20 protein-coding genes and 1 riboswitch are annotated in these 24,555 nt (G+C 72.5%); of the genes, 8 read left to right on the forward strand and 12 right to left on the reverse strand.

Translation table 11 applies throughout. The annotated features are described in order from the left end of the window. Window positions 1–85: 85 nt before the first annotated feature. Both ABZ454_RS27960 and ABZ454_RS27965 read right to left on the reverse strand, forming a co-directional pair. Window positions 86–1,147 carry a YncE family protein gene (locus ABZ454_RS27960; protein WP_359541984.1) on the reverse strand — a complete coding sequence of 354 codons (1,062 nt, stop codon included), beginning with the start codon at window positions 1,145–1,147 and terminating at the stop codon, window positions 86–88. 136 nt (window positions 1,148–1,283) lie between these two features. Next, entirely contained in the window at window positions 1,284–3,068 is a 1,785-nt protein-coding gene (locus ABZ454_RS27965; protein ID WP_359541986.1) for a hypothetical protein, read from the reverse strand. A gap of 246 nt (window positions 3,069–3,314) precedes the next feature. Here ABZ454_RS27965 and fes point away from each other — a divergent pair, with 246 nt between their 5' ends. After that, a complete protein-coding gene (fes, locus tag ABZ454_RS27970) occupies window positions 3,315–4,583 on the forward strand; it encodes an enterochelin esterase (protein WP_359541988.1) in 1,269 nt (422 codons plus the stop codon). A gap of 46 nt (window positions 4,584–4,629) precedes the next feature. Here fes and ABZ454_RS27975 read toward each other — a convergent pair whose 3' ends face one another. From ABZ454_RS27975 to ABZ454_RS28005, 7 genes are all read right to left on the reverse strand, one after another. Further along, window positions 4,630–8,556, reverse strand: coding sequence for an amino acid adenylation domain-containing protein (locus tag ABZ454_RS27975; RefSeq protein ID WP_359541991.1), 3,927 nt, complete (start codon window positions 8,554–8,556; stop codon window positions 4,630–4,632). Continuing rightward, window positions 8,553–8,780 carry a phosphopantetheine-binding protein gene (locus ABZ454_RS27980; protein ID WP_359541993.1) on the reverse strand — a complete coding sequence of 76 codons (228 nt, stop codon included), beginning with the start codon at window positions 8,778–8,780 and terminating at the stop codon, window positions 8,553–8,555. Before ABZ454_RS27980 ends, ABZ454_RS27975 begins: the two co-directional genes overlap by 4 nt. A gap of 5 nt (window positions 8,781–8,785) precedes the next feature. Continuing rightward, window positions 8,786–9,418, reverse strand: coding sequence for an isochorismatase family protein (locus ABZ454_RS27985; protein WP_359541995.1), 633 nt, complete (start codon window positions 9,416–9,418; stop codon window positions 8,786–8,788). Between the two features lie 12 nt (window positions 9,419–9,430). Then, on the reverse strand, window positions 9,431–11,137 hold the full coding sequence (locus tag ABZ454_RS27990) for a (2,3-dihydroxybenzoyl)adenylate synthase (protein ID WP_359541997.1): 1,707 nt from the start codon (window positions 11,135–11,137) through the stop codon (window positions 9,431–9,433). After that, window positions 11,134–12,351 (reverse strand): isochorismate synthase, encoded by a 1,218-nt coding sequence (locus ABZ454_RS27995; protein ID WP_359541998.1) that lies wholly within the window; start codon window positions 12,349–12,351, stop codon window positions 11,134–11,136. The genes ABZ454_RS27990 and ABZ454_RS27995 overlap by 4 nt, the downstream gene beginning before the upstream one ends. A 61-nt stretch (window positions 12,352–12,412) precedes the next feature. Further along, window positions 12,413–13,210, reverse strand: coding sequence for a 2,3-dihydro-2,3-dihydroxybenzoate dehydrogenase (locus ABZ454_RS28000; RefSeq protein WP_359542001.1), 798 nt, complete (start codon window positions 13,208–13,210; stop codon window positions 12,413–12,415). Continuing rightward, on the reverse strand, window positions 13,207–14,199 hold the full coding sequence (locus ABZ454_RS28005; RefSeq protein WP_359542003.1) for an iron-siderophore ABC transporter substrate-binding protein: 993 nt from the start codon (window positions 14,197–14,199) through the stop codon (window positions 13,207–13,209). Before ABZ454_RS28005 ends, ABZ454_RS28000 begins: the two co-directional genes overlap by 4 nt. A 161-nt stretch (window positions 14,200–14,360) precedes the next feature. Between ABZ454_RS28005 and ABZ454_RS28010 the strand changes: the two genes are divergently transcribed. The 6 genes from ABZ454_RS28010 (at window position 14,361) to ABZ454_RS28035 (ending at window position 20,495) form a co-directional block, all read left to right on the forward strand. Further along, window positions 14,361–15,446: an iron ABC transporter permease gene (locus ABZ454_RS28010; RefSeq protein ID WP_359542005.1), complete on the forward strand. Its 1,086-nt coding sequence runs from the start codon at window positions 14,361–14,363 to the stop codon at window positions 15,444–15,446. After that, a complete protein-coding gene (locus tag ABZ454_RS28015) occupies window positions 15,443–16,492 on the forward strand; it encodes an iron ABC transporter permease (RefSeq protein WP_359542008.1) in 1,050 nt (349 codons plus the stop codon). The genes ABZ454_RS28010 and ABZ454_RS28015 overlap by 4 nt, the downstream gene beginning before the upstream one ends. 7 nt (window positions 16,493–16,499) lie before the next feature. Continuing rightward, window positions 16,500–17,327 (forward strand): ABC transporter ATP-binding protein, encoded by an 828-nt coding sequence (locus ABZ454_RS28020; RefSeq protein ID WP_359542010.1) that lies wholly within the window; start codon window positions 16,500–16,502, stop codon window positions 17,325–17,327. Window positions 17,328–17,623: 296 nt separating this feature from the next. After that, window positions 17,624–17,807: riboswitch (cyclic di-AMP (ydaO/yuaA leader) on the forward strand. A gap of 5 nt (window positions 17,808–17,812) precedes the next feature. Then, window positions 17,813–18,706 carry a transglycosylase SLT domain-containing protein gene (locus tag ABZ454_RS28025; RefSeq protein WP_359542012.1) on the forward strand — a complete coding sequence of 298 codons (894 nt, stop codon included), beginning with the start codon at window positions 17,813–17,815 and terminating at the stop codon, window positions 18,704–18,706. Window positions 18,707–18,939: 233 nt separating this feature from the next. Continuing rightward, complete coding sequence (locus ABZ454_RS28030) at window positions 18,940–20,019, forward strand: dihydrodipicolinate reductase (protein ID WP_359542014.1); 1,080 nt, start codon at window positions 18,940–18,942, stop codon at window positions 20,017–20,019. Next, entirely contained in the window at window positions 20,016–20,495 is a 480-nt protein-coding gene (locus ABZ454_RS28035; RefSeq protein WP_359542016.1) for a carboxymuconolactone decarboxylase family protein, read from the forward strand. The genes ABZ454_RS28030 and ABZ454_RS28035 overlap by 4 nt, the downstream gene beginning before the upstream one ends. Window positions 20,496–20,592: 97 nt before the next feature. On the opposite strand, the gene ABZ454_RS28040 is transcribed toward ABZ454_RS28035, so the two are convergent. Further along, complete coding sequence (locus ABZ454_RS28040) at window positions 20,593–22,236, reverse strand: GMC oxidoreductase (RefSeq protein ID WP_359542018.1); 1,644 nt, start codon at window positions 22,234–22,236, stop codon at window positions 20,593–20,595. A gap of 198 nt (window positions 22,237–22,434) precedes the next feature. Here ABZ454_RS28040 and ABZ454_RS28045 point away from each other — a divergent pair, with 198 nt between their 5' ends. Then, on the forward strand, window positions 22,435–22,623 hold the full coding sequence (locus ABZ454_RS28045; RefSeq protein ID WP_356319553.1) for an antitoxin: 189 nt from the start codon (window positions 22,435–22,437) through the stop codon (window positions 22,621–22,623). 118 nt (window positions 22,624–22,741) lie between these two features. Here the strand turns inward: ABZ454_RS28045 and ABZ454_RS28050 are convergent, their stop codons facing one another. Continuing rightward, window positions 22,742–22,912: a hypothetical protein gene (locus tag ABZ454_RS28050; RefSeq protein ID WP_359542021.1), complete on the reverse strand. Its 171-nt coding sequence runs from the start codon at window positions 22,910–22,912 to the stop codon at window positions 22,742–22,744. A 207-nt stretch (window positions 22,913–23,119) separates the two neighbouring features. After that, entirely contained in the window at window positions 23,120–24,445 is a 1,326-nt protein-coding gene (locus tag ABZ454_RS28055) for a geranylgeranyl reductase family protein (protein WP_359542024.1), read from the reverse strand. Window positions 24,446–24,555: the final 110 nt, after the last annotated feature.

The raw sequence follows: 24,555 nt of genomic DNA on the forward strand, positions 1-24,555 counted from the left end.
CAGGTCAGTCGCGCGGACCGTGCCGGACGGGCCCGGGCCGCCGCATCACGCGGCGGCCCGGGCCCGTCCGGAGGGTGGTGAGGGATCAGCGAGCCAGGCGGATGCGGTGCAGCTGGTCCTTGCCGCCGGCGCCCGCACCGGACTTGTCGACGACGTACGCGATGCCGTCGGCGATCTCGATGTGGTTGGGGTTGGCGCCGGTGGCCACGGTCTCCACGACGGCACCCTTGCGCGGGCTGACGATGCTGACGGAGGCGTCCGTGCGGTTGACCACCAGGACGTTGCCCGAGCGGCCGTCCGTGGCGACGGACAGCGGGCCCTGGCCGGTGGCGACGGACTTGGTGACGACGCCCTTGCGGAGATCCACGACGGAGACGTCCCCGCCGGTCTGGTTGGCGGTGTAGGCGGTGCGGCCGTCCTTGGACAGGGCGACCGAGATCGGGCCGTCGCCGGCCGGGATCAGCCGCGGGGTGGTGGAGCGCGCGGCGACCTGGATGATCTGGTCGTTGGTGAGGTCGGCGGCGTACACCGTGCCGGAGCGCTCGTCGACGGCCAGGCCGGTGGGGCCCGAACCCGTGACCGTGACCCGCTTCTTCTCCTTGAGGGTGCGGCTGTCGAAGGCGACGAGCGTGCCGTCACCGAACGCGCTCGCCCATACGGTGTCGTGGCGCTCGTCGACGACGATCTCCCGGGCGTGGTTCACATCGGAGAGGGTGGCGAGGTGCTCGCCGGTGCGCTGGCTGTAGACGGCGACCGAGTTGTTGCGGGTGTTGGTGGTCCAGACGGTGTTGTGCTCGTCGTCGACCGCCACCCCGTAGACCGCCTCGACCGCGCCGGTGGCCGCATCCGTGACCGGCGGTGCGTAGGTCGCCTTCACCTGGAGCGTCCGGGGGTCCACCTTCGTCAGGGCGGAGTTCGTCACCGGCGGCCGGCCCACGGCGGAGGCGGTCCACAGCACGTGGTTCCGCTCCGAGTAGGAGGACTGGTAGAGGCCGTTGGTGATCGGCGCGGTGGTGACGGCCGAAGCGGCCGGCCGGGCCTGCGCCGACGCGGTGCCCGTCAGTGCCGCGGTGCTGCCAGCGGCGAGCACGACGGCGATGGCCGCACAGGTGCCGGTGCGACGCAGGCTGCGGGTGGGTGAGGTCATGCTGAGGTCAACTCCCTGAAGGTGTTTCATGGGGATCTGCACTCCTGAACTTAGCTTAGGCTTACCTAAGTAACGTTCTTTCAGGTATGTGATCTGACTAACAAACCGATGGATCACGAGGGGCTTTCCGGCAGCGTCAGCCCTGGTCGGGAGCCGGCCTCCGACGGCGGACCACGAACAGGGTGGTGCCCGCGGCGCCGCCCGCTCCGCCCACCGCGGCCGCCGCGGCCGACCAGGCGATGGTCGCGTAGGACACGGAACTCTCCACGGACGCGGTCGTGGTGGCGAGGGAGGCGGAGTCCGGTGCGGCGGCGGCCGGCGCAGGGTCGCTGCCCGCGGCACCGTCCGCTCCGGTCACCTGGAAGTCGACCTTGAGCGTCGTGGCGGGATCAGGCGCGAGGAAGCGCAGCCAGTGAGCTCCTGCCGGGGTGCCGGCCGGGACGGTCACCTCACCCTCGTACGAGCCCTTCGCGTCCGCCTTCCACTGGCCCAGGATCCCGTCGTCGTCGAGCTTGACGGTGACCGTCCGGCCGGCCGGGAACTTCGTCACCACGAAGTGCAGCCTTCCGCCCGCCTGGACCTGACTGGCGGTGATCTCGGCCTTGGCACCGCGGGAGTCGGAGGCTGCCGCCGGCGCGCCGGACGCCACAGGCGCCGGGGCGGCCGCGTCACCGACGGCATCCGGCGTCCCGGCGTCGCCGGAGGCGCCCGTGGTGACGGCGAAGTCCGCCCTGAGGCTGGTCGACGGATTCGGCGCGAGGAAGCGCAGCCAGTGTGCGCCCTTCGCCGCGGACTCCGGGATCGTCACGGTGCCCGAGAGGCTTCCGTCGGCGCCGATGCCGTTCGGCCACTGCCCGATGATCTCGGAGTCGTCGAGCTTGACGGTGAGTTGCTGCCCGGCCGGGAAGCCGGTCACCCGGAAGGAGACTCTGCCGCCGCCCGCGACCCGGGAGCCTGCCGTGATCGAGGCGGACGCGCCGGTGCTGCTGCCGGAGCCGCCCGCCGTGCCGGATCCGCCGCCGGAGCCCTCGTTCGTCCCGCCCCCGCCGGAGCTCCCGTTCGTCCCGCCCGCCGTGCCGGATCCGCCGCCGGAGCCCCCGGTCCCACCCGTGCCGGCGGTCGTCACCGAGATGTCGGCGCGCAGGCTGGTGGAGGGGTTCGGGGCGAGGAAGCGCAGCCAATGTGCCCCGGCCGACGTCGATTTGGGCAGGGTGACGGTGCCGGAGAACGTACCCGCGGCGTTCACCGCTGCCGTCCACTGCCCGATGATCTGGCTGTCGTCGAGCTTGACCGTGACGTTCTGGCCCCGGGTGAACCCCGAAAGCGTGAAGGAAACCGTGCCTCCCGCCGTGGCCCCGGAAGCGCTCAGCCGGACCGCGGGCTGTGCGGCCGGAGTGGTCGCCGTCGGCGTGGGCTTCGTCGTGGGGGTCGGAGTCGGGGCCGGGGTGGGCTTCGCCGTCGGGGTGGGTGTCGGTGACGGTGCGCCGCCCGTCACCGTCAGGTTCTCGCTTCTGATGCTCGTCTGCGGTGCCAGGAACCGCAGCCAGTGCTCGCCGCCCACCGCCGCGTCGGCCGGTACGGTCACGGTGCCCGTGACGCTGCCGTCGTCACCGACGGGAAACTGCTTCAGCAGCGTCTTGTCGTCGAACTTGACGCTGAGCGTGGCTCCGGCGGGAAAGCCGGAGGCCGAGAACGGGACTTCGCCGCCTGGCCGCACGGTGGTCGTGCCCAGCGCGACCGTGGGTGCGGTCGTGTCGGCGACGAGGGCGAGCGGACTCCCGGTCTGCGCCCCGTCGCTGCTCGCGGTGGCCAGTGGCGCGGCCAGGGCGCCGAGGCCGATCGTCGCGCCGGCGGCCAGCGCGGCCATGCGGCTGATTCTGGCGCGGGGGGCGGGGATACGGGAGGGTCTGTCGGGGTTCATGGTGGGCTGCTCCTGGCAGGCGGAGGTGGGAGGTGCGCATGGGAAGAGGGGAGCTTGCGGCTCGACGGCGGCAGGGGGAATCCGCGCAACGAGTGGCAAATTTAGGGCAGCCTAACCTAAGTAAGCCTGAGGGGTTCGAGGAGGTGTGGGGGGAGGCGTGGTGCCGCACACCTGCGGCGGACCTCGCGCGGCTCGAAAGGTAAGGTGACCCTAAGTTGACCGCCTCGTCATTCGGAGCCCCCTCTCGTGATCATGTCCGTGCCGCCCCAGGACGCCCCGCAGCGACCGCCCAGGACGGCACGGCCGGACCCGCCGGCCCGGCTCGCGGAACCCGTCTGCGCGCTGCCGGAGCCGGAGGGTGTCGAGGAGTTCTGGGCCGGGGTGGCCGCGGCCGGCACGCCGCTCGTCGGGCCGGATCCGCTGGGCAGCGGCGACCACGTGGCCGTGACGTTCCTCTGGCGCGGAGCCCCGGGAACCCGTGCCGTCCAGGTGCTGCCCAACAAGCTCGGCGACCCCCGGGCCCCCGAGGGCAACCTGATGGAGCATGTCCCCGGCACCGATGTGTGGCACTGGACGCTGAGACTGCAAAACGACTGGCGGGGCACGTACGACTTCTACGTCGACGAGGGTGAGGGCCCCGGACCGGAGGCGGCCGACTACTGGCGCCTGCTGCGCACCCGGCGCCGTCACGATCCGCTGAACCACCGTGCGCTGCCCCGTCGCTGGGGCGGCGACCCGGTCTCCTACGCCGAACTCCCGGCCGCCCCGGACGCCGGGGACTGGCTGCCGCGGCCGGAAGTCGCCCGGGGCGCGGTGTCCGTGCACGAGGTGCCCTCCGCGCGCCTCGGCGGATCCCGGCGCGTGTGGACCTACCGGCCGGCCGGCGAACTCGGGGCGACGGAACTGCCGGTGCTCGTCCTGATGGACGGAGAGCACTGGCAGCCGCACCTCGGCCTCGCCCACCTTCTGGACAACCTCATCGCGGAAGGGCGCATCCCCCCTCTCGTGGCCCTCCTGCCGGACTCCGTCGACGCGGCCACCCGCTGGTCGGACCTCGCCTGCAGCCCGGACTTCGTCGCGTTCCTCGACGAGGAGCTGCTGCCCTGGGCGGCCGCGCGCCTGCCGGTCACGGCTGACCCGGCTCGCACCGTCGTCGCGGGACAGAGCCTGGGCGGACTCACCGCCGCCTACGCGGCCCTCGCCGCCCCCGGCCGCTTCGGCAACGTCCTCGCGCAGTCCGGCTCGTTCTGGTGGCCGGACGGGCCGGACGCCGAGTGGCTCACCGCGCGCATCGCCGAAACCCCGCGTCTGCCCGTCCGCTTCTGGCTCTCCTTCGGCGAGCAGGAATGGGCGGCGCTGCCCGCCGCGCGCCGACTGCGCGACACGCTCGCGTCCGCCGGTTACGAGGACGCCTCCTACCGGGAGTTCAACGGCGGCCACGACTACCTCTGCTGGCGCACGGAACTCGCGGACGGCCTGGTGGAACTGCTGTCCCCGGGCACTCCCACCCGCTGACCGGCAGGGGGAGGCGGAAGCTCTCGCTTCCGCCTCCCCCTGCCGCTCAGGCGTCCAGCTCCTTCAGCCGGGCCCCGAGCACGTCCCCGATGGTGTCGAGGAAGCGATCCTGCATCAACTGCGGGTGCGTGCAGTCCAGATCGTGGTTCTCGACGGCACCCGTCACATGGGCGCGCCATGCCTCACGCGTGAGCCAGTCCTCCGCCCGTGGCGCAGCCGCGGTGAAGAACAGGAGGTCGCCCTCGTACCCCCGGTGCAGGTGCTCGCGCATCATGCGGGCGTGGTTGGGCACGATGTCGACGATCTTCGACAGCGTCCCGTCCCCGAGCCCGGCGAGCGGACTGCCCGCCCGGCGCAGCGTGGCCAGCACGTCCTCGCGGGTCCGTTCCCCGGTGCGCTCGAACCCCGCCATGCGCAGCACCGCGGTCAGGGCGTCGCCCTCCTCCGGCGCCGGCCGCTCCCGCCACTGCTCGGCGGGGAACGCGTCCAGCAGCGCCAGGAGTTCGACGTCCTCGCCGCTCTCCTGGAGCAGCACCGCGACCGTGTGCGCGAGCACCCCGCCCACCGACCAGCCCAGCAGCCGGTAGGGCCCGTGTCCCTGCACCTCCCGGATGCGCCCGACGTAGTCGGCCGCTTCGTCCTCCAGCGTCCGCGGCAGCGGTTCGTCGCCGACCAGGCCGCGCGCCTGGATGCCGTACACCGGCTGGTCCGGACCCAGACGGGCGGCCAGCCCGGCGTAGCACCAGGCGATGCCGCCCGCCGGGTGGATGGCGAACAGCGGCGTCCGCGCGCTCCCGCCCCGCAACCGCAGAACGACACCCAGGGCGTCCTCGGAGGCCGGGCCCGCCCCGTCGGTCCGCGCGGCGAGCGCGGCCGGGGTGGGCGCCTCGAACAGCGAGCCGATCGTCAGTTCGGCGCCGAACTCCTCCCGTACCCGCGCCACGAGCCGGACCGCGAGCAGCGAGGTCCCGCCCAGATCGAAGAACGCGTCGTCGGGCCCGACGGCAGTCACCCCGAGCACCTCCGCGAACAACCGCGTCAACGCCTCCTCGCGCGCGTTCATCGCACGCTGCCGGCCACCGCCGCCGGTGAAGACGGGGGCGGGCAGTTCACGCCGCTCCAGCTTTCCGCTGGGGCCCAGCGGGAAGGCGTCGAGGACGACGACCGCCGACGGCACCATGTGCTCCGGGAGCTCGCGGGCCAGCGCGGCCCGCAGGGCCGCCGGATCGGCGGATCCCGTCACATAGCCGACGAGCCGCTGTTCGCCGGGCCGGTCCTCGCGCACCACGGCGCAGGCCCCTTCCACCTGGGGCCGGGCCGCCAGCGCGGCCTCGATCTCGCCGAGTTCGATGCGCTGCCCGCGCAGCTTGACCTGGTGGTCCGTGCGTCCGAGGTACTCGACCTCGCCCTGCTCCGTCCAGCGCGCCAGGTCCCCCGTGCGGTACATCCGCCGCCCCGGGGGCCCGAAGGGGTCGGCGACGAACCGTGCGGCGGTCAGCTCCGGGCGGTTCAGATAACCGTCGGCGAGCTGCCGCCCCGCCAGGTACAGCTCGCCGGGCACCCCCGGCGGACAGGGCCGCAGCGCCGCGTCGAGCACGTACAGCCGGGTGTTCCACACCGGCTGCCCGATCGGCACGGGCCCGGTCTCGTGCGCAACGCACGCGTGGAAGGTGACGTCGACGGCGGCTTCCGTCGGCCCGTACAGGTTGTGCAGCCCGACGTGCGCCAGCCCGCGCCCGAAGGCGTGCGCGGTCTCCCGGGGCAGCGCCTCCCCACTGCAGAACACGCGACGCAGCCCGGTACCCGCCCCAGGGTCCGCCTCCGCGAGGAAGACCTGGAGCATCGACGGCACGAAGTGGCAGGTGGTGACGGCCCGTTCGCGCATCAGCCGGGCCAGGTAGGCGGGGTCCTTGTGGCCGCCCGGCTCCGCGACGACCAGCGCCGCACCCTCGCGCAGCGGCCAGAAGAACTCCCACACGGACACGTCGAACGACGAGGGCGTCTTCTGCAGCACCCGGTCGTCCGCCGTCAGCCCGTAGGCGTCCTGCATCCAGCGCAGCCGGTTGTCGATCGCACCGTGCGACACGACGACACCCTTGGGACGGCCGGTGGAACCCGAGGTGTAGATGACGTACGCCGGATGGGAGGGAGTCAGCGGGCGCGACGGATCGCACCACGGGTACCCCGAGACGTCGAGGCCGTCCAGGACGACCCGCGCCGTCGCCGCGTCGTCGGCGAGGCGGTCCGCGCGGTCGGTGACCACACAGACGGGCGCCGCGTCCCGCAGCATGTACGTGATGCGCTCCGCCGGATAGTCCGGGTCGAGCGGCAGATAGGCGGCCCCCGCCTTCAGCACGGCGAGCAGCGAGACGATCAGCTCCACGGACCGCGGTACCGCCACCGCCACCACGGCCCCCGGCCGGGCGCCGAGGGTGCGCAGGTGCCGCGCCAGCCGGTTGGCACGGGTGTTCAGCTCCGCGTACGTGAGGGAGACGTCCCCGTACACCAGCGCGGTCGCGTCCGGGGTGCGGGCGACCTGGGCCTCGATCGGGCCGATCAGCGTCGTCGGTGGCAGTGCGTGGTCCGTGCGGTTGAACTGTTCGACGACCAGGGCGTGGTCGGCGGGCGTCGCGATGCCGTGTTCGGCGAGGGCCGCGTGCGGGTCCGTCTCGGTCAGCCGCTCCACGAGGTGCAGGAACCGCTCCTGATGGGCGGCGAGGGCGTCCTCGTCGTACAGGGCCGGATTGCCGTCGTGGTCGACGCGCAGCCCGCGGCCGTCCGCGCGGTCGTAGATGTTGACGGTCAGATCGTCCACCGGACCCGCGGACAGGTTGCGCGCCCGGGCCGGCGCACCGGCGAAGTCCACGGCGTAGTCGAAGGGCATCACATTGACGAGCGGCCCCACCAGGCCCCGGCTCTCGCCGAGCAGGCGCAGATCACGGCGGATGTCCTCGTAGCGGTAGCGCTGATGGCGGCGTACGGAGCGGACGCCCAGCACGACCTGGCGCACCAGATCGGCGAAGCCGGTGCCGGGGGCGACGGTCAGCCGCAAGGGCAACACGTTCATCACCATGCCGGGCACCCGCAGCGCGACCGATCCCACCCGGCCCATCATGGGCAGCCCGAGCACCACCTCACCACGGCCGGTCGCCCGTGAGGTGTAGAGGGCCTGCGCGGCGATCAGCACCTCCGGCCAGGTCGCGCGCAGCCGGGTCGCGAGCTCCCGTACGCGCTCGGTGGCCTGCGGGCCGAGATGGGCGGTGCGGCGCAGGAACGTACGCGAGGGCAGCGCGCCGCGTCCCGCGAGCCTGGGCGGCTCGGGCCGGTCGGCGAACGCGTCGGACCAGTGGGCGCGGTCTGCCGCGAACGCCTCCGACGCCCGGTAGCCGGCGTCCTGCGCGACGAGGTCGGTGAGCGTCCCGAAGGGCCGGGGCCCGGGATCCTGGCCCCGGACGAGTGCGGAGTACACCTCGGCCGTGCGCCGGACGAGCAGCGAGTAGCCGAAGCCGTCCATGACGAGGTGGTGGATCCGCTGGTACCAGAGCCAGCGCTCCTGCCCGACGCGGAAGAGCGCGTGGCGGAACAACGGGCCCGCCGCCAGATCGCACGGCTCGGCGAGATCGGCGCGCATCCATGCCTCGGCCCGCCGGTCCGCGTCCGCCTCGTCCCGTAGGTCGTGCACGGTGAGCGGCAGCCCGACCGAGGCCGCGACGATCTGGTGCGGTCCCAGCGGCCCGTCGTCGATCCGGACGCGCAGCGCGTCCGCCTCCGCGGTGACCCGGCGCAGCGCGGCGGCGAACACCTCCGGGTCGAGCGGCCCGTCGATCTCCAGGCACTCCGCGGTGTTCTGCGCCGGACTGAGGGGATCGAGCGACTGGGCGTACCACATGCCCGACTGGGCGGCCGTCAACGGCAGTACGGTGTCCGGGCCGGCCGTCGCCGGGCCGGCGCCGTCGGTGAGCAGCGCCGTCATGAGACCCCCAGCAGCGGGGACCAGGCCTCGATGGAGGGCTGCTCGGCGAGATCGGCGAAGTCGGCCCGCACGTCGTGGTCGCGGCGCCACCGCCCGAGGAGCGCCATGATGCGGACGGAGTCGAGCCCGTAGTCGAGGAGGTTCTCGTCGAGGGGGACGTCCGCGGGGTCCTCGCCCAGGGACTCGGCGACGTCGTTGCGGATCTGTTCCAGGGTGAGGGCCACGGTGCTCAGATCTCCTTCAGAAGGGCGTCGGTGGTGGTCACGACCGCGCAGCGGCCCGCCGCCCAGCGCAGCGCCATGTCGTGGTCCGCACGTGAGAAGTCGGCGACGGCATCGGCCACGACGAACGCCTGGATGTCCCGCATCCACGCGTCGGCGGCGCTCATGAGCACCCCGATGTGCGCGTACACACCGGTGATGACGAGCTGGTCGCGGCCGGCGTCGCGTATCAGGGACTCGAGTTCGGTACGGACGAACGCGCTGTACTTCCACTTGGTGAGCACCGTGTCACCGGCTGCCGGTGCGACGGACTCCGGCATGGCCAGAGCCTCGGCGTCGTCGGCCGCACCGGGACCCCAGAAGTCCCACTGGAGCCCGCGTTCCTCGGCGCTCTGGCCGCCGCGCTGCGCCGAGTAGACGACCGGGACGCCGGCCGCGCGGCACTCCTCGACGATGCGGGCCGTGTTGCCGAGCATGCCGGTCAGCGGCTGTTCGCCGGGGCGGTACGCGTCGAGGAAGTGGTTTTGGAGGTCGTGGACGAGCAGGACGGCGCGCGCCGGGTCGACGGTCCACGCGACGCGGTTCGCGGGGAGGTCGTCCGCGCCGGGCAGGGGGTAGGGGGCGATGGCGGGGAGAGCCATGGGGGAGGCCTTTCAGGGCCGCGCGGAGCGGACTCGGTGCTGTTCGGCGGGGAGGGGAGCGGGGCCGGGGGCGGCAGCGGAACCGGCGGGGCCGGGAACCGGGGCGGACGCGCGCAGCCCCTTCTTGCTGACCTTGCCGATCCCGGTCTGCGGGAACGCGTCGACGAACTCGACGACGTCGGGCACCTTGTAGGCGGCGACGCCGCGCTCGCGCACGTGCCGCTTCACGGCGACCGGCCTGAGCGGCGCGGCGCCGTCGCGCAGGATCACGTACGCGAGCGTGCGTTCGCCGAGGAACGCGTCGGGGATGCCGACCACCGACACGTCGTGGACGGAGGGATGGGCCAGGATGATGTTTTCGATCTCCTCCGGCGCGACCTTCTCGCCGCCCCGGTTGATCTGGTCCTTCGCCCGCCCCTCGACCACGAGACCGCCGTCGGCGGTGCGGCGCACGATGTCGCCCGTGCGGTAGAAGCCGTCCTCGGTGAAGGCCGTCCTGTTGTGCTCGGGGGCGCGCCAGTAGCCGCGGATCGTGTACGGGCCACGGGTCAGCAGGTGCCCGAAGTCGCCCTCGGCGACGTCCTGTCCGGCGTCGTCCACGATCCGGATCTCGTCGTCCGCGGAGATCGGCCGGCCCTGCGTGGTGACCACGGTCTCCTGGTCGTCTTCCAGTCGGGTGTAGTTGACGAGACCCTCGGCCATCCCGAAGACCTGCATGAGCCGGCAGCCCAGGGCGGGCTCCAGGCGGCGGGCCGCCGCCTCGCTGTACTTGGCGCCTCCGACGAGGACCAGTTCCAGACTGGACAGGTCCCGCTCCGTGTCCGCGGCGGCCTCCGTCCACATCAGGGCGAGCGGCGGTACCAGGCCCGTCATGGTGACCCGTTCCCGCTCCACGAGCGCGAACGCCGTCGCCGGGTCGGGGCGCGGACACAGGACGACCGTGCCGCCCGCGTAGAGCGCACCGAGCCAGCCCGGCGAACTCATGGGGAAGTTGTGCGCGGCCGGCAGCACCACCAGGAAGCGGGTGTCCGTGTCGACACCGCAGATCTCGTCGGACCCGCGCAGCGAGTAGATGTAGTCGTCGTGCGTACGCGGGATGAGTTTGGGCACGCCCGTCGTGCCGCCCGACAGCTGGAGGAACGCCAGGTCGTGCGGCTCGGGCCCGTCGAACGGACCGGAGGCCTCGCACGGCACGTCGGACAGTGCGGTGTGCTCACCCGCGTCGCCGACGACGAACACGTGCCGCAGGCCCGGGGTCCGCGCCCGCACCGCGCTCGCCAGCTCGCGGTGGTCGAAGCCGGCGTGCCGGTCCGGGATGACGTAGGCGACGGCCTCGGTGAACGCGCAGAAGTAGCCGATCTCCGTCTCCCGGTGGGCGGGCAGGGCGAAGACGGGCAGGGCGCCGATCCGGAAGAGGGCGAAGACGACCTCGACGAACTCGGCGACGTTCGGCAGCTGGACGACGACCCGGTCGCCCTTGGCGATGCCCCGCGCGGCGAACCCCGCCGCCAGCCGGGCCGCGCGCTCGTCCAGCTCGCCGTACGTCCAGGCGCGGCGCCCGTCCACGGGGTCGACGACCGCCACCCGGTCGGGGTGGGCGGCTGCCCGCTCCTGGAGCACGCCGGTGAACGTCTCGCCCCTCCAGTACCCGGCCGCGCGGTAGCGCTCGGCGAAGCCGGCGGGCCAGGTGGGCGCGTCCTCCTGCGGGGTGGCGCTCACAGCGCGGCCCCCACGGCGCTGAGGAAGGTGCGGAACTTAGCGCCGGTCTCCGCGGTCTCCGCCTCGGGCGAGGAGGCGGCCACCACACCGGCCCCGGCGAACAGCCGCAGCGAGCGGCCCTCAGCCTCGGCGCAGCGGATCGTCACCACCCACTCTCCGTCGCCTCGGACGTCCTGCCAGCCGACCATGCCGGTGTACGCGCCGCGGTCGAAGGGTTCCGATTCCGCGATCACGGCGCGGGCCGTGTCCGTCGGGGTGCCGCACACCGCGGGCGTGGGGTGCAGCGCCGAGGCGAGGTCGAGGGAGGAGGTGCCGGGGTCCGCGAGGGTGCCGGTGACGGTCGTCGACAGGTGCCACATGGCCGCGGTCCGTACGAGCGTGGGTCGTTCGGGGACGTCGAGGCGCACGCAGAAGGGCGCGAGGGCCTCCCGCACGGCGGCGACGACCACGGCGTGTTCGTGCAGGTCCTTGGGGGACTCCAGCAGCGTGGCCGCGCGCCGCACGTCCTCGGCCAGGTCGTCGCTGCGCGGCGCGGAGCCGGCCAGCGGATTGGCCGTGAGGGTGTTCCCGGCGCGGGCGACCAGGAGTTCGGGGCTGGCGCCGACGAGGGTGCGCCCCGGCCCGCTGGGGACGGCGAAGGTGTAACCCTTCGGGTCGTGCTGCGCGAGCCTGCGCAGCATGGCGGGCAGATCGAGGTCGTGCGAGGAGGTCAGTTCCAGGGTGCGGGCGAGGACGACCTTGTCGAACTCCCCGGCACGCATCCGCCGCACCGCCGCGGCCACCGAGGCGGCGTAGTCGGCGGCGGCCGGGACCTCGCGGGTCTGCCAGGTACCGGGCTCGGCGGACGGCCCGGGAAGCGCGATGAGCGGGTCCTCGCACAGGGCCGGAGCCCGGCGGACCGAAAGCGGGACGGCCAGCGAGGGCGGGGCGTCCGGGCTGAAGGGCAGGGCGCCCACGACGACCGGCGCCGCGTCCCCGGCGCGCCGCCGGGCATCGAGCACCTCGCGCACCCGGACGGCCAACGGCCGTTCGTCGTGCGGTACTTCGGCGGCGGTGCCGGAGGCGAGCAGGGTCTGCCGGGACGAGGCGAGGAAACGGTCGGTGCCGGGCCGGTAGGCGTCGAGCAGTGCGGTGGCCTCGCCGGGGGAGGGGAGAGGGGAGGTCCGGGGGGCGGCCCGGTGCGGGGCGGTGGGTTCGCGCAGTGAGGCGGGCATGTCTTCTTGTCTCCAGTGGGGGAGGGCTGCGATCCGCTGTCGAAGGTCTCGGGCGGGCGGGTCAGGCCCGCAGCGTGGCGCCGCCGTCGACATAGAGGTCGTGGAGGGTGATGTGGCGGGCGCGGTCGGACACGAGGAAGGCGACGGCGTCGGCGATGTCGGCCGGGTCGGCGATCCGGCCGAGCGGAATGCCCGTGCGGTAGCTCGCCGGGTCCCCGTCGATGACCCGCTGGGCGGCGGCCTGTTCGTCCTGTGCGTCTCCGGCCGGCCACATGCCGCGCTGCATGTCGGTCAGGGTCGAGCCCGGGGACACGGTGTTGCAGCGGATGCCCAGGGGCGCAAGTTCGAGTCCGAGGCACTTGGTGAACATGACGGCCGCGGCCTTCGACGCCGCGTACGCGGCCATGTTCGTGCGGGGGATGCCCGCGGCATTGGACGCGACGGTGACGATGCTGCCCGTCCGGCGCCCGGCCATCCGGCGTGATACGGACCGCGAGACGTGGAACACCCCGTCGGTGTTGACGGCGAAGGTGGCCGCCCACTCCTCGTCCGTCAGCTCGGCGACCGCCGAACACCTCAGCACGCCTGCGACGTTGACCGCGATGTCCAGGGGGCCGAGCGTGTCCTCGGCCTCCGCTACGAGCGCCTCGACGGCTGCGGCGTCGGTGACGTCGAGTGTGCGGGCCGTGACCCGCTCGCCGTACTTCCCGGCGAGCGCGGTGACGCCGTCGGGGGTGATGTCGGTGGCCAGGACGTGGGCGCCGCGTCCGACGAGGGCGTGCACGACCGCCTCGCCGATCCCGCGGCCCGCCCCCGTCACGAGGGCGAGCCGGCCGGTGAGTTCCGGTGCGGGATTCACTTGACCATGGCCTTGCGGATGTCGTCGAGCACCGAGACGGCCGCCTGTGCGCCGCCCAGGCTCGTCCACTTGGTGCCGTCGATCACGGTCGACCGGCCGTTGCTCACGGCCTTGAGCTGCTTGTAGGCCGGCTTCTTCGACAGTTCGCCCACGAGGTCCTGGTCCGATCCGGTCGAGGTGAGGGTGCCGATGAAGAGCCAGTCCCCGTCGATCTCCTTGAGGTTCTCGTCGCTGATCGGCGTGGAGTGGCCCTCGCCCTTCTGGTTCTGGATACCGGGGCGGGTGAAGCCGAGGTCCCCCAGGACGTCGCTGATGAACACGCCCTGCTGCATGACCGCCGAGCCCTTGGCCGAGTAGCGGGTGACGGACACGCTTTTGCCCGCCTCCGCGCCGAGGTCCTTCTTCAGGGCGGCGGTCCGGGTGGCGTAGTCGGCGAGGAACGCCTCGGCCTGGTTGTCCCGGCCGAGCGTCTTGCCGGTCAGCGAGAGCGCCTTCTTCCAGTCCTTGCTGCCGTCGATCGTGACGACCGTGGGCGCGACCTTGCGCAGCTGCTGGAGGACCTGTTCGTCGGCGAGCTGGCCGGCGAGGATCACGTCCGGCTCGGCCTGGACGACCTTTTCCATGTCCGGGCCGGTGACGGCTCCCACGACGGGGATGCCCTTCGCCTGGTCGGCGAGGTAGCCGGGGGCGCCCTTCTGGCCGCGGCCGGCGGTCAGGCCCACCGGCTTCACGCCCAGCGCCAGAGCCGCGTCCAGGTCCATCTCGCTGAGGACCACCACGCGCTCGGGCGTGGCGGGAACCTTCACCGACGCGCCGGTCGCGTCCGTCACCTGAGTCGTCTTCGGGGCCTCGGCGGCGTCCGGGCCGGATCCGTCCGACGCCTCGGAGGATCCGCAGGCGGTCATCGCCAGGGCACAGAAGCCGATCAGCGAGGCAGCCACCGAAGGGCGGACGAAGCCGCGTGAAGAGAAGGTCGAATGCGGGGCCATGGCCGGGAATCTCCGTTGCGTTCGAGTGATGAGGTCGGTCCGGGCGGGTGTTCCGCCGCACCGAAAGCGGGCAGGACGGGGCAATTGACGCCGCCTCAGGGCGCGGGGGAGCCCTGGGGGCCACCACCGTTCGCCCGGCTAACTTAGGTTAGGCTAACCATATGTCGATCGTGCAAGGGGGACGGCCCCCCACCGGAGCCCGCCCCACCGAAACCCCGCCACGGGAGGGACGCGCGACTGTGTGGCCGGCGGCCGCCGTACTCGTGCTCCTGCTGCCGGCCCTCGTCCTGCTGTCCCTGCTCATCGGCACCGGATCCAGTTCGGCGGGCGGTGCCTGGGACTACCTCGTCGGCGACCCGGCCGCCCGCGCGGACGCGCAACTGCGCCTGGCCGTCGTGGACGTACGCCTGCCGCGCACGCTCGCCGCGGTCCTGGTCGGGGCGTGCCTGGGTACCGCCGGCTGCCTCCTGCAGGCCGCCACCCGCAACCCCCTCGCCGAGACGGGCCTGCTCGGCGTCAATGCGGGAGCCGCCTTCGCCGTGGTGCTGGGACTCACCTTCTTCGGCGCGGACTCCCCGGCCTCGTTGCTGGTGTGGGCCCTGGCCGGAGGGATGCTCGCGAGCGCTGCCGTCCTCCTGTTCGCCGCCTCCGGACGCGGCGGCGGATCCCCACTGCGGCTCGTCCTGGCCGGATCGGCGCTCGGCGCCACCTTCCACGGCCTCACCTCGTACGTCCTGCTGGGTACGCAGTCGACCTTCGACACCTACCGCTACTGGACGATCGGCTCGCTCGCCGGCATCGAGACCTCCGACCTGCTGCCCCTCCTGCCCCTGATCGCGGTGGGCCTGCTCACCGCGCTCGGCTGCGCCCGCCCGCTCGCGGCGCTCGGGCTCGGGGACGACGGCGCCCGCTCCCTGGGCCACCATCCCGGCCGGATCCGGCTCGTCGTCGCCGGGGCCGTCTCGCTGCTCGCCGGATGCGCCGTCGCCGTGGCCGGACCCATCGCCTTCCTCGGGCTGTTCGCGCCCTATGCGGCCCGGGCCCTGGCCGGAGCGCGGATGACCGCCGGGATCGTCCTCTCCGCCCTGATCGCGGCCGACATCATGATCGTCGCGGACATCCTCGCGCGGGTCGTCATCCGGCCCTGGGAGACCCCGGTCAGCGTGCTGCTCGCCTTCGTCGGCGGCCCCCTGCTCGTGTGGATCGCCCGCTCGTCCCGGCTGTCCACCGCGGGAGTCCCGGCATGACGGACGTGACCCCGCCCGACAGCGTCGTGCTCCGCACCGGAACACTGTCATGGCTCCTCCCGAGGCGCAGCGCGCTCACCGCCGCACTCCTCCTTCCGCTGCTGGCGCTCCTCATCACCGTGGCGGTGATGGCGAGTTCGACCGGAATGAGCCTGTCGCAGACGCTCTCGGGGCTGCTGGGAACAGGTGACGCCGGCACCGTCATGATCGTGCGTGACTTCCGGCTGCCCCGCATAGTCGTCGGCCTCCTGGTCGGCGCGGCGCTCGGCATCGCGGGCTGTCTCACCCAGACCCTGGCCGGCAACCGGCTCGCCACGCCCGACCTGGTCGGCGTCAACGAGGGCGCCACCGCTGCCGTGGTCGCCACCGCCGCGGGGTCAGCCACCGGCATGGTCGGCAACTGGTGGCTCGGGCCGCTCGGCGCGGTGGCCGCCGCGGTCCTGGTCGTCCTGTGCGCCGGAGGAGCGGGCACCGCCGGCTACCGGCTGCTGGTGGCCGGGATCGGCGTCTCCACCTTCCTCGGCGCGGTGAGCGACCTGATCATGTCGCGCGAGAACGACAACACGGCGGGCGGCGTGTTCCTCTGGGCCGTCGGCAGCCTCAACGGGCGCGACTGGGACGCCGGCCTGCCGCTTGCGGTGGCCCTGCTGTTCCTCGTCCCGCTCTCGCTGGCGGCCGGGCACCGCCTCCAACTACTGCGTTTCGGCGACGAAGTGGCGAGCTCGCTCGGAGTCGACCTGCGGCGGGTACGCGCCGTCGCGCTCGTGCTCGCGGTGCTGCTGGCCGGCACGGCGGTCGGGGCCGGCGGGCCCATCGCCTTCGTGGCACTGGCGGCGCCGGTCCTCGCCCAGCGGCTGACCGGCCCCACCCGCGTGCCGGTCACCGGCTCGGCGCTGACCGGAGCCGCGCTGATCGCCGCGGCCGATGCGATCGGACGCGTCGCCGCTCCGGTCGAACTGCCCGTCGGGGTCGTCACCAGCGTCCTCGGCGGCCCCTTCCTCCTCTGGGTACTGCTGCGGCCCGACCGGGCCGCCGGAAAGGCGTGAGCCGCACATGACCGAGCATCCGACCCGTCCGCAGGCGGGCCTCGACGTCCGCGGCCTGTGCGCCGGGTACCCGGGCCGCCCCGTCGTCGAGAACGTCGACCTCACCGTCCCCGCGGGACAGGTCGTCGCGATCGTCGGCCCCAACGGCTGCGGGAAGTCGACCCTGCTACGGACCGTCGCCCGCCTCCACCGGCCCGACTCCGGCACGGTCCTGGTCGGCGGGACGAACCTCTGGGAGACCGGCCGGCGCCGCGCCGCCCACCACGTCGCCCTGCTGCCGCAGGCGCCGCGCGCCCCCGAGGCGGTCACCGTGGCGGGTCTGGTGCGCTACGGGCGCAGCCCGCACCAGGGGCTGCTGCGCCAGTGGTCGCGCGAGGACGAGCGGGCGGTACGCGACGCGCTCGACGCCACCGGCACCACCGCACTGGCCGGCGAGCGCGTCGACCGGCTTTCGGGCGGCCAGCGCCAGCGCTGCTGGCTCGCGATGGTCCTCGCCCAGGAGACCCCGGTCGTCCTGCTCGACGAACCGACCAGCGCCCTCGACCTCGGTCATGCCGTCGAGGTCCTGGAACTGGTCCGCGAGGTCGCGGCCACCGGCCGCACCGTCCTCATGGTCCAGCACGACCTCGCCGCCGCGGCCCGCTACGCCGACCTGCTCGTCGCCATGAAGGGCGGCCGCGTCATCGCCCGGGGCGCTCCCCGCGAGACGGTCGACCAGGCCCTGGTGAGGGAGCTCTACGCGCTCGACGCGGACATACTCACCGCCCCCGGCGACGGCTCACCGGTCGTGGTGCCGCGCAGCCGGACCGCGGTGGCCGCGCAGCCCACCCCGTAATGTCTCTATTCACCCATTATTCCGATCAGTCACCTATGCCCTATAAGGCCCCCTTTATATAGGGCATAGGTGGCGAATATCCATTAAAACAGCCTTCTCGGGCGCAGTGGTCAGCGTCACGTTTCCGTCCGCCGACGCGGAAGCGGAAGCTTCGGTTCCCTGTCGCCCCAAGAAAGTTGACCCTCTCCCGTGTGGCCGGTGTCACGCCTTTCCTTTTATTGATCTTGCAAATCAATTGTGATCACGAATTCCCGGCTTGTTTCGCCCGGCCTTTCTCGCTTACGGTCACGGTCAATCCGGATGGAACGCCGAATCCTGCCGCCGTCCGGTAACCCGACCACTTATGTGCGGCAGGAGCGGGGGACCCAGGTTTGCCGCCGGTCCGGAAATCCGGAGCGGCTAGGGGTGAAGTCGCCATGTGCGGCCGGACATCTCCAGTCCGAACCCGACAGCTCACCTCGCAGGCGGCGGAGAGGAAAAGCGCCATGTCCATCAAGGGCCAGCACCGTCGTTCCAAGTCCACCCTGACCCGCGGTTTCATCGCCGTGAGCGCGGGCGGAGCCGTTCTCGCGCTCCCCCTGATCGCTGCCGGATCGGCGTCCGCCGCGCCGGCGCAGTCGGTCGTCGCCGGAAAGACCTCGGTCTCGACTTCCGTTGCCGGCAAGGAAACCGCCGTCCGCAAGGCCGAGTCCACCACCTATTCCGTGGTCTCCGGTGATTCGCTTTCCAAGATCGCCCGCGGGCATTCCCTCAGTGGCGGCTGGGAGCGGCTGTACAAGGACAACCGGAGTGCGGTCGGCAGCAACCCCGACCTGATTCACCCGGGCCTGAAGCTGACCATCGGCGCCAAGTCCACGGCCGCTGCCACGAAGAGCGCCTTCAAGGCGGAGAACACCTCGGGCAGCGCCTCGCAGCCGTCGGCCGACCGCTCCGAGAGCGCCGACCGCGCCGACCGTTCCGAGCGGACGGTCACGCCCGTCGTCGAGGAGACCGCCGCCGCGACGCCCGTCGCGGTGGAGACCGCCGCGACCACCCCCGCGCAGAGCGCGACGGCGTACACCGACGACCTCGACGGCTGGATCAAGGAGTCCCTCGCCGTCATGGCCGAGAACGGCATCCCCGGCAGCTACGACGGCATCTACCGCAACGTCATCCGTGAGTCCTCGGGCAACCCGCAGGTCGTCAACAACTGGGACTCGAACGCCGTCGCCGGCACCCCGTCCAAGGGCCTCCTGCAGGTCATCCAGCCCACGTTCGACGCGTTCCACGTGCCCGGCACCTCGCTGGACATCCTGGACCCCGTCGCCAACATCACCGCCGCGTGCAACTACGCCGCTGCCACGTACGGCTCGATCGACAACGTCTTCGGGGCCTACTGATCCACCGCGGTTCGGTCCCCGGGCCGAGTCGTGACAGGGGTGGAAGGGAGCTGAACCGCTCCCTTCCACCCCTTTTGCCGTGCCGCGCGACCCCTGTGCCGCGGGGCCGGTCATCCACCCGACCCGGCAGGCGGGCGCCGGTACCCCGCGGCGCGTGATCACCCCCGGGCCCCTCCCAACCCGGTGCGCGATGCCCCTAGGAACCTTTCATCCCGCGCGCTACCCTCCGCCGCATGATTTCCACGGTGGTCTGGGGTACCGGCAATGTCGGCCGCGCGGCCATCCGCGCGGTCGACGCCCATCCGGCGCTGCGACTCGCCCACGTACTCGTCCACGATCCCGGCAAGGTGGGCCGCGACGCGGGCGCCCTCGCCGGGCTGGACCGTGATCTCGGCGTCGCCGCGACCGACGACATCGACGCGGTGCTGGCCGCCGCTCCCCGCGCCGTCGTGTACGCGGCCTCCGGCGACATCCGCCCCGACGAGGCGCTGAGCGACGTCATCAGGGCGGTGGCCGGCGGCGCCGCCGTCGTCACCCCCGCCCTCTACGCGCTCTACGACCGGCGCGGCGCCCCGCCCGAGCTGCGGGAACCGGTGCTCGCCGCCGTCGCCGGCGGTGGCGGCTCGCTCTTCGTCTCCGGCGTCGACCCCGGCTGGGGCAACGACGTGCTGCCCCTGCTCGTCAGCGGCCTCGCCACCACGGTCGACGTGATCCGCTGTCAGGAGATCTTCGACTACTCCACGTACGACCAGCCCGACTCGGTCCGCCACCTGATCGGCATGGGGCACCCCATGGAGTACGAGCCGCTCATGCTCGCCGCCTCCGTCCCGACCATGGTGTGGGGCGGGCAGATACGGCTGATGGCCCGGGCGCTGGGCGTGGAGCTCGACGACATCCGCGAAACCATGGCCCGGCGGCCGCTCGAGACGACCGTCACTACCAGGACGATGGGCGAGTTCGAGGCCGGCACCCAGGGCGCGGTCCGCTTCGAGGTGCAGGGCATCGTCGAAGGCGAGCCCCGCATCGTCATCGAGCACATCACCCGCATCCACCCGTCGTGCGCCCCGGACTGGCCCTCCCCGCCCGACGGGGCCGGCGCCCACCGGGTGATCGTCGAGGGGCGCCCCCGCATCGAGGTCACGGTCGAGGCCACCGACGAGGACGAGAACCGTTCGGCGGGCGGCAACGCCACCGCCGTCGGCCGGCTGGTGAACGCCATCGACTGGCTCGTGGAGGCGGAACCCGGACTCTACGACGCGCTCGACGTCCCCCTGCGTCCCGCGGCCGGCCGACTCGGAAGGAAGCAGCCATGATCATCGACGTCCCCGAAGGGCAGGAGCCGATCGGCTACGTGTGGGGCGACATGGTCCCCGGCATCGGCATGGCCGCCGCGAACTTCTCGCTGTCCGTGTACGAACACACGACGCTCGGGCTCCGGGAGTTCGAGGCCGCCAGGCTGCGCATCGCGCAGATCAACGGCTGTCTCTTCTGCCTGGACTGGCGCACCGAACGCGACGGCCTGAAGGTCGAGGAGGAGTTCGCCGGCGCGGTGAGCGACTGGCGCACCACCGGGGCCTTCGACGACCGGACCCGGCTGGCGGCCGAGTACGCCGAGCGGTACGCCCTGGACCACCACGGCCTGGACGAGGCGTTCTGGGCCCGGATGACCGCGCACTACAGCCAGCGCGAGATCGTCGAGCTGAGCATGAGCATCGGCTCCTGGCTGGCGTTCGGCCGGCTCAACCATGTGCTGGGTCTCGACGCCGTGTGCGTGCTGCCGGGGCACTGAGCGGGCCGAGGGTGGGGCCGGCCCGGTCGCGGCGCGTTCCGGTAGGAGGTCTGCCCGCCGCCTCCTACCGGGAGGTCGCGCCCCGCCGGAGGCGCCGTCACAGGTCGGTGGCGATGATCTTCTCGATGTTCCGTTCGGCGAGTGCCGTGATGGTGACGAACGGATTGACGCTGGTGTTGCCGGGGATGAGCGAGCCGTCGATGACGTAGAGGCCCGTATAGCCGTGCAGACGGCCGTAGCCGTCGGTGGCCTTGCCGAGGACGGCGCCGCCGAGCGGATGGTAGGTGAGGTGGTCGCCCCAGATCTTGTTGACGCCGAAGAGATCGGTCCGGTAGATCGTCCCCTCCTTCGCGTTGATCTTGTCGAAGATCGTTTTCGCCATGTCGATGGAGGGCTGCTTCCAGGCGGTCTGCCAGTTCAGGTCGACCCTGCCCGTGGCCGCGTTCCAGGAGAACTCGGCGCGGTGCGGGTTCTTCGTGATCGACAGGTAGAACGACGCGAAGGTCTCGATCCCGGTCGGCAGCGGTGCGACCTCGGCGAACGCACCTCCGGCCGCCCAGTTGTCGATGCCGCCGCAGGGGATGCTCGACTGGACCGCACCGGTCGGGTCCCACAGGTGGTTGGCGCGGCCGCACATGACATTGCCGTTGTCGCCCCAGCCCTTGCCGACCTCGTCGCTCAGACCGGAGAGCGCGCCCGTGGCCTTCAGCCGGGTCAGCAGCTTGCTGGTGCCGACGCTGCCCGCGGCGAAGAACACCTTGTCCGCGGTGACCGTCTTGGTGGTGGCGACGCTCCCGTCGGTGCGCAGTGCGTCGATGACGACCGTGTAGCCGCCGCCCTGGGCGGGAGCCACCGAAGTCACCTGGTGCAGCGGCGAGACGGTGATGTTGCCGGTCGCCGCGGCCTGGGCGAGGTAGGTCTTCTGCAGCGACTTCTTGCCGTAGTTGTTGCCGTAGAGGATCTCACCGTCCAGCGCCGACTTGGGTACGGTGCCGGCCGCCTCCTGCTCCATGTAGTCCCAGTCGTACACGTCGGGCACGAAGACGAACGGGAAGCCCGAGCGCTGCGCGTGCTTGCGGCCGACCCGGGCGTACCGGTAGCAGTCCACGCTGTCGAACCACGCGGGGTCGACGGTGCCGACGCCGAGCCCGGCGTTGGCCCGCGGGTAGTACGTGGCGTACATCTCGTCGGCGTCCACCGAGGGGAGGACGGCGCCGAAGTTCTCGCGCTTGGGCGTCACCGCCATACCGCCGTTGACCAGCGACCCGCCCCCGACGCCGCGCCCCTGGTACACCGTGATGCCGCTGAACTCCTCGGCGTCCAGGATGCCGGTGTAGCGGGGGATCGCCCTGTCGATGGGGAAGCCGAGGAAGTTGCTGAGGGGCTGCTTGCTCCTCGTGCGCAGCCAGTAGGCGCGGCCGTCCGGGTTCTTCGTGTTGGCGAAGATCTTGCCGTCCGCCCCGGGGGTGTCCCAGGCCATCCCCATCTCGACCAGGTGGACGCGGACCCCTGCGCGGGCGAGCCGCAGGGCGGCGACGGAACCTCCGTACCCGGTGCCGATCACCAGGACCGGGACATGGTCCCCGCTGCCGATCACGGCTGCTGACCCGGTGGTACGCGCCTGGGCGGCGGTGGCGTGACCGGCAAGCGCTGCGGCACCCAGGATAGAACCTGTTCTAGCCATGAATGCGCGCCGTGAGACCTTGGACGAACCCTTGGGGGGTAAGCTCGAATCCGTCATGCGGCGTTCCTCACTTTCCGCTCGAATGGGAACGAGTTCTACTGGCGCTCGCGCGAGAAGTCACTACATACCTATGGGTAATTTCCCCCTCGCCCGGCCCGGCCGCCCGCCGCCGGGAGCGGACCACCGGCCGCCCGGGTGCGGCGCCGGGGCATCGCGTGGATGCTGGGAGGGTCAGCGTTCCTGAGGAGGAAAGTCATGAGCATGCTCGACAAGATCAAGGACATGATCAAGGGCCATCCCGACCAGGCCCGCAAGGGAGTCGAGAAGGGCGGCGACTTCGTCGACGGGAAGACGGGCAACAAGTACGGCGGCCAGGTCGACTCCGCCCAGCAGAAGCTCAATGACCAGATCGGGGACCGCCGCCCGCCCTCCGGTGAACAGTAGGGCGCGGCACCCTTCGAGGGGTGGACGGTACGCGTCGAAGGAGCGGCAGCCTCCGTGAGGACGGTGGCTGCCGCTCCTTCGTCATGTCGTCACGTGGTGGCACCGGGGCGCCGGAACGTCAGTTGTGGCCGAACTTGCGCTCGCGCTTGTGGGAGACCTGCTCGGAGATCGCCTTCACCGCATCCGGTGCGGGCGCCGCGCTTGACTGTTCCTTCGCCTCTGCGGCCGTGGAGCGCTCGTGCCCTCCGGTGCGGGCGCCGCGGTTCTGCCGGCTCTGCTTCTTGCCCATGATCGTGCCTCCTGTGCGGATGTCGGACGATGGGCTGCCTTCAGAGTTGCACATGTGGACGAAGGGTGCATTTCGGTTGCTCGGTGCCGGTCTTCGGGAGGGCGCGGCGCGGCGGCCGTCGTGGGCCCCGGCCCGCCAGGCGGTGACGCGGGCGGACCGGTCTTCCGCGACCGGTACCGCGTCGCCGCACCAGGCCGGGGGACGGCTTCAGCGCCGGCGGGCGTTCGGAGCGGGGACGAGCCGCACCGCGGTGTTCAGGACGTGGTCGATCACATCGCGCGAGGGCGTGTCCGTGAGATTGGTGAGCAGCCGGGCCAGGGTGCTGAGGAGGAAGGGCGAGCCCATCACGTAGCGGTTGAGCACCGGCTGGAACCCCGACCGGCTGAAGACCAGGTCGGCGGCCGTGTTGCCGAGCCGGTAGTAGCTGCCCCAGCGGCGGTTCATCTCGACCGGGTAGTGGTGGAGCGCCCTCTCCCGCCTCGGGCCCGCGGGCAGGGCCAGCGCGAGCGCGGCCGTCTCGGCCGCGACCTCGCCGGCCTCCAGCGCCTGGCCGATGCCCTCGCCGTTCCACGGGCTGACCATGCCTCCCGCGTCGCCGACCAGAAGGAGGCCCCTGGTGTACAGCGGATGGCGGTTGAAGCCCAGCGGCAGCGCGGCGCTGCGGACGGGGCCCTCGGCGTTCTCCTCGCGCAGCCCCCACTCCTCGGGCGTGCGGGCCAGCCACCGGTCCAGGGTGGCCCGCAGGTCTGCCTTGCCGTGACGGCGGTGGGGGATCGCACCGAGGCCCACGTTGACCCGGCCGTCACCCATCGGGAAGATCCAGCCGTATCCGGGCAGATAGTGCTCGCTCCGGGGAAACCGGAGGTCGGCCCAGAGCTCCAGGAATTCCTCCCGGGACCTCTCGGGGCTGCGGTAGTAACGGCGGGCCGCCGTGGCGATCTGCCGCTTCGTGTCCCGCCGCAGCCCCATCGCGAGAGCGAGCCGCGCGGAGGCGCCGTCCGCCGCGATGACGACCGGGGCCCGGTGCACCACGGGCTCCGCCGTACCCGACACCGCGGTGACACCGGTGACCCGGCCGGCCCGGTCGGTCACCGGCTCCGTCACCTTCACACCGGTGCGCAGCCGTGCCCCGGCCGCCACCGCGTGGCGGGCCAGGATGTCGTCGAAGTCGTGCCGGCTGCGCGTGAGGCCGAAGTCCGGGTAGCCGCCCAGCGAGGGCCAGTCGATCTGCACCTGCCGGTCCCCGGTCACCCAGCGCATCCCGCGCGACCGCGTCCAGCCGGGGGCCTTGATGTCGACGCCCATCCGGATGAGCTGGTGCACCGCCCGCGGGGTGAGGCCGTCGCCGCAGACCTTCTCCCGGGGGAACGCGGACTTCTCCAGCAGCAGCACGTCGATTCCCGCCCTGGCCAGGTGGAAGGCGGCGGACGAGCCGGCCGGACCCGCACCCACCACGATCACCTGGGCCTCCTCGGACGGGCCCGGGCCGGAGCGTTCGTCCGGGGTGGACTGGTCTGCGTGCGCTTCCCGCATGGGAACCCTTTCCTGGGACGACCGGCGCCGCCCGCGGACGGCGACCCTGTACACCGACATCCTGCCGGTTCACGCCGCTCCCCGGCAGGGTGATCGACGCCGCGGGGCCG

It is taken from the genome of Streptomyces sp. NPDC005803, from assembly GCF_040630435.1.
Classification (GTDB): domain Bacteria; phylum Actinomycetota; class Actinomycetes; order Streptomycetales; family Streptomycetaceae; genus Streptomyces.

Excerpts from the sequence above, each read along its gene's own strand:
- ABZ454_RS28050 (WP_359542021.1), bottom strand. The coding sequence starts at position 22,912 with ATGGGCAAGAAGCAGAGCCGGCAGAACCGCGGCGCCCGCACCGGAGGG.
- ABZ454_RS28025 (WP_359542012.1), top strand. The coding sequence starts at position 17,813 with ATGTCCATCAAGGGCCAGCACCGTCGTTCCAAGTCCACCCTGACCCGC.
- ABZ454_RS28055 (WP_359542024.1), bottom strand. The coding sequence starts at position 24,445 with ATGCGGGAAGCGCACGCAGACCAGTCCACCCCGGACGAACGCTCCGGC.
- ABZ454_RS27995 (WP_359541998.1), bottom strand. The coding sequence starts at position 12,351 with ATGCCCGCCTCACTGCGCGAACCCACCGCCCCGCACCGGGCCGCCCCC.
- ABZ454_RS28010 (WP_359542005.1), top strand. The coding sequence starts at position 14,361 with ATGTCGATCGTGCAAGGGGGACGGCCCCCCACCGGAGCCCGCCCCACC.
- ABZ454_RS27975 (WP_359541991.1), bottom strand. The coding sequence starts at position 8,556 with ATGACGGCGCTGCTCACCGACGGCGCCGGCCCGGCGACGGCCGGCCCG.
- ABZ454_RS27960 (WP_359541984.1), bottom strand. The coding sequence starts at position 1,147 with ATGACCTCACCCACCCGCAGCCTGCGTCGCACCGGCACCTGTGCGGCC.
- ABZ454_RS28020 (WP_359542010.1), top strand. The coding sequence starts at position 16,500 with ATGACCGAGCATCCGACCCGTCCGCAGGCGGGCCTCGACGTCCGCGGC.
- ABZ454_RS28005 (WP_359542003.1), bottom strand. The coding sequence starts at position 14,199 with ATGGCCCCGCATTCGACCTTCTCTTCACGCGGCTTCGTCCGCCCTTCG.
- ABZ454_RS28015 (WP_359542008.1), top strand. The coding sequence starts at position 15,443 with ATGACGGACGTGACCCCGCCCGACAGCGTCGTGCTCCGCACCGGAACA.
- ABZ454_RS27985 (WP_359541995.1), bottom strand. The coding sequence starts at position 9,418 with ATGGCTCTCCCCGCCATCGCCCCCTACCCCCTGCCCGGCGCGGACGAC.
- ABZ454_RS28040 (WP_359542018.1), bottom strand. The coding sequence starts at position 22,236 with ATGACGGATTCGAGCTTACCCCCCAAGGGTTCGTCCAAGGTCTCACGG.
- ABZ454_RS28045 (WP_356319553.1), top strand. The coding sequence starts at position 22,435 with ATGAGCATGCTCGACAAGATCAAGGACATGATCAAGGGCCATCCCGAC.
- ABZ454_RS28035 (WP_359542016.1), top strand. The coding sequence starts at position 20,016 with ATGATCATCGACGTCCCCGAAGGGCAGGAGCCGATCGGCTACGTGTGG.
- ABZ454_RS27965 (WP_359541986.1), bottom strand. The coding sequence starts at position 3,068 with ATGAACCCCGACAGACCCTCCCGTATCCCCGCCCCCCGCGCCAGAATC.
- ABZ454_RS28030 (WP_359542014.1), top strand. The coding sequence starts at position 18,940 with ATGATTTCCACGGTGGTCTGGGGTACCGGCAATGTCGGCCGCGCGGCC.